The organism is Sphingobium sp. (assembly GCF_035511395.1).
In the GTDB taxonomy this organism is placed as follows: domain Bacteria; phylum Pseudomonadota; class Alphaproteobacteria; order Sphingomonadales; family Sphingomonadaceae; genus Sphingobium.
Map to the genome: position 1 here is coordinate 1 of NZ_DATKFP010000356.1, position 6,599 is coordinate 6,599.

Annotated in this window: 6 protein-coding genes and 1 pseudogene; 2 read left to right on the plus strand and 5 right to left on the minus strand. The window is 64.1% G+C overall.

From position 1 onward, the window contains the following. Positions 1-142 (plus strand): annotated as a pseudogene (locus tag VMR39_RS24540) (IS5/IS1182 family transposase); the annotation flags it as partial. Positions 143-466: 324 nt separating this feature from the next. On the opposite strand, the gene VMR39_RS24545 reads toward VMR39_RS24540, so the two are convergent. The 5 genes from VMR39_RS24545 to tnpA all read right to left on the minus strand — a co-directional run bounded on the left by VMR39_RS24545 (position 467) and on the right by tnpA (position 5,096). Further along, positions 467-1,393 carry a HipA domain-containing protein gene (locus tag VMR39_RS24545; RefSeq protein ID WP_325420148.1) on the minus strand — a complete coding sequence of 309 codons (927 nt, stop codon included), beginning with the start codon at positions 1,391-1,393 and terminating at the stop codon, positions 467-469. Next, positions 1,345-2,325: a hypothetical protein gene (locus VMR39_RS24550; protein WP_325420150.1), complete on the minus strand. Its 981-nt coding sequence runs from the start codon at positions 2,323-2,325 to the stop codon at positions 1,345-1,347. Before VMR39_RS24550 ends, VMR39_RS24545 begins: the two co-directional genes overlap by 49 nt. Before the next feature lie 464 nt (positions 2,326-2,789). Next, positions 2,790-4,313 (minus strand): IS66 family transposase, encoded by a 1,524-nt coding sequence (tnpC, locus tag VMR39_RS24555; protein WP_325420152.1) that lies wholly within the window; start codon positions 4,311-4,313, stop codon positions 2,790-2,792. A gap of 31 nt (positions 4,314-4,344) precedes the next feature. After that, positions 4,345-4,671: an IS66 family insertion sequence element accessory protein TnpB gene (gene tnpB, locus VMR39_RS24560; RefSeq protein ID WP_325420154.1), complete on the minus strand. Its 327-nt coding sequence runs from the start codon at positions 4,669-4,671 to the stop codon at positions 4,345-4,347. Positions 4,672-4,697: 26 nt separating this feature from the next. Beyond that, on the minus strand, positions 4,698-5,096 hold the full coding sequence (tnpA, locus tag VMR39_RS24565; RefSeq protein WP_325420157.1) for an IS66-like element accessory protein TnpA: 399 nt from the start codon (positions 5,094-5,096) through the stop codon (positions 4,698-4,700). A gap of 467 nt (positions 5,097-5,563) precedes the next feature. Here tnpA and VMR39_RS24570 point away from each other — a divergent pair, with 467 nt between their 5' ends. After that, positions 5,564-6,070 (plus strand): glutathione binding-like protein, encoded by a 507-nt coding sequence (locus VMR39_RS24570; protein ID WP_325420159.1) that lies wholly within the window; start codon positions 5,564-5,566, stop codon positions 6,068-6,070. Positions 6,071-6,599: the final 529 nt, after the last annotated feature.

Consider the following 6,599-nt stretch of genomic DNA (forward strand, 5'->3'; position numbering starts at 1 on the left):
CCTGATCGAGCGCTTCTTCTCCAAGCTGAAGCACTTCCGCAGGGTGGCCACCCGATATGACAAGCTCGCCGAAAACTTCCTGGCCATGGTCCAACTTGCGTCAATGCGGCTTTGGCTCCGCGTTTATGAGTCTACGACCTAATCTCCATGGCGGGTGGCTCCTCTGCTCGGGTTGCATGACAGCAAACCCATCTTGGCACTTAGATGCCGTGAGCGGGAGCCATCCACCTCATCCGCATTTCTCCCCGAGCAGCGGAACCGGACAGCCCCTATGGAGCGCGGCCCTTTACGTCCTGAGAGGCCGAACGGGATGGGAAGCGGCCGCTATCCGACCACAGTCGCTTCGCCGATAAAACGGCCTTCCTAAAGGTAGAAAGCAGAGACCGGGAAGTCCTCGCTATGAATGACTTCACTGATGATGATCGCGCTTTGGTGGCCGGTTCACGCGCTCCGACCCAGCCCTGATCTAATCTTCATCGCCAGCGAGTGTCGCGGAGCGCTCGCTGGCAAGCGTCAGCACCTGGCCTTGAACAGTAGCGGCAGCCTCGAGTTCTCGTGCGAAGCCCGGGAGCCTGATGACTTCCACCGCGCTTGTAATGCGGTCGGTCAGCTCGGCAATGGCTCTGACCGCATCGCCTTGGGGTAAGCCAATCGTGCGCGCCAGCGCCACGAAGTCTCGGCGCGTCAGTCGATCATCCTTGCCGTTGAGCTTGAGCGCCATCCGGTCGCCGCCAAGGCCTGGGAAGACTCGCGTCGTGACCGCATCATACAAGGGCGCGAACCGAACTGACGTGACGGCCTTGGCCTCAGGCTCGGCGATCTTGAGGAGCGCGAGATTTTTGAGGTGCATATCCCCACCAGCGATCAGCCAGGCGAACACCGCACGACGGAACAGAATGTCGAGATCGTCGGAGGGATGCGTTGAGAGCGGCCGCAGCCCGCGTGCCATGCGTTCGATTGTGCCATCATATTTTGCCGATGCCGGGAGATCGAGGACCGAACAGAAGTCCTCCAGCGCGAGTCGACGCTGATCGTCCGCGCCCTGACGAATATCAAACCGCTCGACGATGAGCGCGGGGAACATTCCGTCCGGCATCGGGATCAGCGCGATATCGGGCGCTGCAAAGCCGGCAGCGCGCCCCAGCTCCAGGCAGAGCCACTCGACGAGCGGCAGCATCTCGAACCCCGCCGTCCCGGCGGGCTTCAGGATATGAGTGAATGGCAAGTCGATGGCCGGCAGGAGAGCGCCGTCGGCTGTAAGATGCATCGGCGCCTTGATCTGGACGCCCGATAGGCGCGGCGTCTCGGCGTGGGCGAAGATCCGCGCAAGGTTCTGCTCAAAATTTACCTCGATCGCGCCGCGCGCTGCCCCCCGTAGTGGCCAGTGAAGCAACCGGCTTCGATGAAGCCGCTCAATCTCGTCGTAAGAAAATCCGCCGGGAGGGCCGCCAGCTCATCTCTGGCCTCGACCACGGTGACATTGGACATATAGCGCCGTCCACGCTTGAGCGCCTCGCGGTCGTCGCGCGCATGAAGCACCTGCGCCAGCCAACCTTCGGGCAGCAGTGACTCGATGAAGGCCGGGAGCTTGCCCGGCGTGGTCTCACGAACCAGCGCCGGTCCTGCTCGCCTCGCCGGCTTCCAGCGCCATTCAAAACCATCATGGCTCAGCTGCCCGAGCGGATCGCCATGCCAGGCGATCAGCAGATCGAGCGCAGCCCTGTTAGCGGGAGCCTTGGCTGTTCCCGGTCGCACCAAAAGGAAGCGTTCGGCGCCTTCGCCCTCACGATACCAGCCATTCTCACGCGCGAGCACCCAGACCGCGTCGGCGGCCTCTTTGGGCGTGCCATATTCTTCGATTAGACGTGCGGCCATCTGGGCGCGCATCTCCGCGGTGATTGCGCTGGCATGCTCGCTGCGCAGCCGGAAAGCTTCGAGGAAACGCTGCCTTGGCGAAGAGGCATCGACGCGCAATTCGCCCAGATCATCCCCGACCACCGCTGCAGCTGTCGAAGGGTGCGGAGGAGCCTCGTTCTGGACGATCTCCAGACCACGCAGCCGGGTCCGCTGGTTGCGGCGCCCGCTGATGAACAGCCGACCGTCCGGCGTAGGCGCAAGCAGCGCCGCGCTCGCCGACGAGAGATAGGCCTTGGGATAGAGATAATGCGCTATGCGGATCGCATGGCTGAAGATGGCGACGTCGGCATCGACATCGACATCCTGTTCGACATAGATGCCCCGCACCAGTTGGACGAGTTCGCCGGCTTGCGCGCGTTGATGCGCCCGCTTGGCATCGATCGTCTCGCCCACCAGATGGATCGCCATAGAATTATCCCGCATCTCAGATGCGGGATAATTCTCCCGTTCTTGTGCGGAAGACAACGATTATCTCGCATCTCACATGCGCGAAAATCCCGGATGGAAGAGAGGGCAGCGCGCCGGTCGACGCCTCAGACCGGTGCGCTCCTTCGACCATCATGCCGAAGACGGTATGCAGCTAGCTCTATGACGGCTGGCCTAGCGGTCTCCGAGCGGGCTCGCCGCCAGCCCCGCCACCGCCGATCCGCTCGACAAGACGGCTTCTCCGCCGGTCCCGGCCCCCAAGAATACGTCAGACCGAAATCGACGGATCGAGCGATGTCGCCTGCACGATAGAGCGAAAATTCGAGAAACTCAGGGTGACGCCGCTCCAGAAAGCCCTCGATCTCGCGCTTGGAGAGGAGACGTTCGATGAAGCCTGACGCGATAACGAAGACGAGCATGTCGTCACCATAGAGTAAGCGCTGTGCTCAGGCCACGGCGGTCCAAGGCATGAGTTCACCGACGGCATTGGCGGGATGACCTGCGGCGAGCCTGGAGAGGGTCTCGGCGAGCCAGGCATGCGGGTTGATGCCTGAGATCTTGCAGTTCTCGATCAGCGTGGCGATGACCGCCCAGTTGTCGCCGCCTTCGTCAGAGCCTGCGAAGAGGGCGTTCTTGCGATTGAGGGCCAGCGGACGGATTGATCGCTCGACGGTGTTGGAATCCAGCTCGATGCGGCCGTCGTCGAGGAACAGCGACAGCCCGGACCAGCGAGTGAGCGCGTAGCGGATGGCATCGGCGAGCTTGCTCTTGGCGCTAACCTGACGAAGTCGTGCCTCGAGGTAGATGTGCAGGTCATCCACGATGACGCGGCCCTGTTCGGCGCGCACGGTGCGGCGCTGCTCCGCCGAGGTGCCGCGAACCTCTTCCTCGATCGCGTAGAGCATTGCGATCCGGCGCAGCACCTCGGTCGCGACCGGCGAACTGTCGGCCAGTTCGTAGAACTTGCGCCGCACGTGCGCCCAGCAGAAGGCCAAGCTCACTTGCTGCCGGCGTTTGGCCAGAGCAGCGTAGCCGCCAAAGCCATCGACCTGCAGGATGCCGACGAAGTCACCGAGATGGGCTTCGGCCCGCTCACCCTTGCGGTCAGCGGCATAGACGTAGGCCATCATCGGCGGATCTTCGCCGCCCCATGGTCGATCGTCGCGAGCATAGGCCCAGAGCTGGCCCGTCTTGGTCCGACCACGCCCTGGATCGAGCACCGGCGCCGTGGTTTCATCGGCGAACAGCCGCCCGGATCGTCGCAATCGCTCGAGGATGTGATCGCGCAAGGGACGCAGATACCAGGCTGCCCGGCCGACCCAGTCCGCCAGGGTCGAGCGGTCGAGTTGGACACCTTGCCGGGCGTAGATCTGGGCCTGCCGGTATAGCGGAAGGTGATCGGCGTACTTGGCGACAAGCACCTGCGCGATCAGCGCCTCGGTGGGGATGCCGCCCTCGACGATCCGCGCCGGAGCCGGTGCCTGGACGATCGCGCCCTCGCATGACCGGCAGCCATAGCGCGGACGGCGCGTGACCAGGACGCGGAAGGTGGTGGGCACCACGTCAAGACGCTCAGCCACGTCTTCACCGATCTGGTGGAGCGCGCCGCCGCAGCAGGGGCAGGCCTTGTCCTCGACATCGACGACCTGCTCGATCCGCTCGAGATGGGCCGGCAACGAGCCGCGGTTGACCTTGCGCGGGCGATCCGCCGATGCCCGGCTCGCCTTGTCCACGGCGTGCTGGGCCTGGGCCAAGGCCATCTCGACCTCTTCCAGGGCAAGCTCGAACTGATCGGGATCGAGTTGCTCGGAACGGCCGCCAAACCGGTGCCGCTGCAGGGCCTCGATGATCGCCTTCAGGCGTTCAACCTCGGCCTGGAAAACCTTCAGAACATCAAGCTCGCGGGCCTGCTCGAGGACGAGCGCGCGGAGCGCTTCGACGTCGGTGGGGAGGTCCGCTTCCATGAGCATGGAAGGAGTGAATCAGTAGGAGGGGCCATCGTCAACCGGCAATCTGCGGGGCGATCGGGCGGCGTCCGCCATGCACACGGCGCCAGTCCAGACCCTCGAGCAAGGCGCCCAACTGCGCCGCCGTCAGGCGTATCACGCCGTCCTGGATGGCCGGCCACTTGAACCCGCTGGATTCCAGCCTCTTGGCCATCAGACACAGCCCTGTGCCATCCCACCAGACGAGCTTGATCCGATCACTGCGCTTGGCCCGGAACACGTAGATTACGCCAGAATAAGGATCACCGCCGTACTCGACACCGACCAGCGCGGCCAACGCGTCGGGTCCCTTGCGGAAATCGACCGGGCGTGTGGCCACCATGACCTTGGCACCTGCGCCGGGTCCGATCATCGGGTAACCCGGAGCGCTTCGATCACCGCGGCAATCACCCCGGCATCGGCGCCGCGGCTGATCTTCACCGCAACGCCGTCGATCTCCAGTTCCACTGCGCTCGCCTTCGAGCGCCGTCGCTTCTTTGGCCGCTGGATCGCAGGCGGGAACTCCTCCGCGGCAACGGCATCGACGACGGCGGGAACAAAAGCCGGCACGGCCGCGCCCTGGCTCTCCAACTGCTTGCGGAGCTGTCGGCGCCAGGTGAACAGCTGGGACGGGCTCATGCCATGCCGCCGCGCAACCGAGCAGACCGTCTCCTGTCCGGAAAAGCTCTCGGCCAGGATCGAAGCCTTGACCTCCGGCGGCCAATCCCGCCGCCGCCCCGCACCAGTGAACACTTCGAAGCGGGTCACCCGGCTAGTGCCAGCATCATCACATGGCATCGTCATAGCACCAGCGCCCTCCATCCGATCAGGGCGCTGAGACTCGGCGCTGTGCTTCAGCCCCGCAAGGTGGGGTCGCGGCCCCGCTTACACCATAGAAGGCTTCCAGCCCCTTATATTCCTCGCTCACCGATGCCATCTCGCGGTCGATACGTGCCATCTGTTCGGTTGCTAGACCGATCGCCTTTTCGGCCCCATCCGGCTTGTGGAGATAAGCAGGCTTCGATGTGGCGAGTAACGCCTTGGCATAGCTCACCGCGTAATTGTTTGCCCCACCATGAGTGTTGCGCGATAACCGCAGATTCCGTCTATCGCATCACCCCGGTCGACATCGGCAGGGGCGATCAGTTCCTGCCCTACTTCCTGTCGATCGCGCCGAACAACCGCATTCCCGCGATCGTCGATGACGACCCGGCCGATGGGGGGCCGCGCTCTCGGTGTTCGAATCCGGCGCAATCGTGCACTATCTGGCTGAAAAGACCGGGCAGCTGCTGCCCGAAGACCCGCGCGGGCGGACCGAGGCGGTCCAGTGGGTGTTCTGGCAGATGGGCGGGCTGGGCCCGATGGCGGGGCAGAACCATCACTTCCGCTACGCCGCGCCCCGGCAGCTGTCCTATGCCATCGCCCGCTACACCAACGAGACCAACCGGCTCTACGGCGTGCTCGACAAGCGACTGGCGGATCGGGAATACCTTGCTGGGCCTGACTACTCGATCGCCGACGTCGCCAGCTATCCTTGGGTGGTGCTCTGGCAGCGGCAGGGCCAGTCGATGGACCAGTTCCCGCATGTGCAGCACTGGCTGGAGACTATCCGGGCCCGTCCCGCCGTCGCCCGCGCCTGTGCCCCTGTTGCCGAAGTCAACCCGAACGCGGATGCGCCCCAGAGCGAGGAGGCCCGCCGCATTCTCTACGGCGAGACCGCCGAAGTGGTCAGCGGGCGCTGAGCGATGAGCCCGCCGTCGCCCGAACCAAAACCTTGGCGGCGCCGGTTTTCGGGCGGCCGGCCCCCGGCGGTGTTGCGCGATGTCTCGGCGCTGTCCGGCGGCCGCTCGCGCGCCCGACCGATGCGCCAGATCGTCGCTGGCGAAGACCGTTCCGGGGATTGAACCTCGCCGTCGCACATCTAACCTCAGGCTCCGATGGCCAGACCCCGCCAGTTGCACTCGGGCGCGCTCATGCGTCCGATCTCGATCCACACCGGCGCCTGGCGCTATCCGGGTGCGGTTCAGTACCTTGGGGAGTCTGAAGCCCCGCCAGAAGGAAAACGGCAAAAATCCCGAGACTGAACGGTGCTTATTTTTCAATATCCATCTGGAATTCTGGTATTATTATCTAGCACTACTTTGGCAGAAGTATGATTTTTGGGATTCCCATGTCACTGATTGCGTGATTCATGGGGAGCCAGCTTTGACGGAGGCTGGCGATGGACGAGGACTGGCAGGCGGATCTTGAGCGTTGGCTCGCGCCTTATCT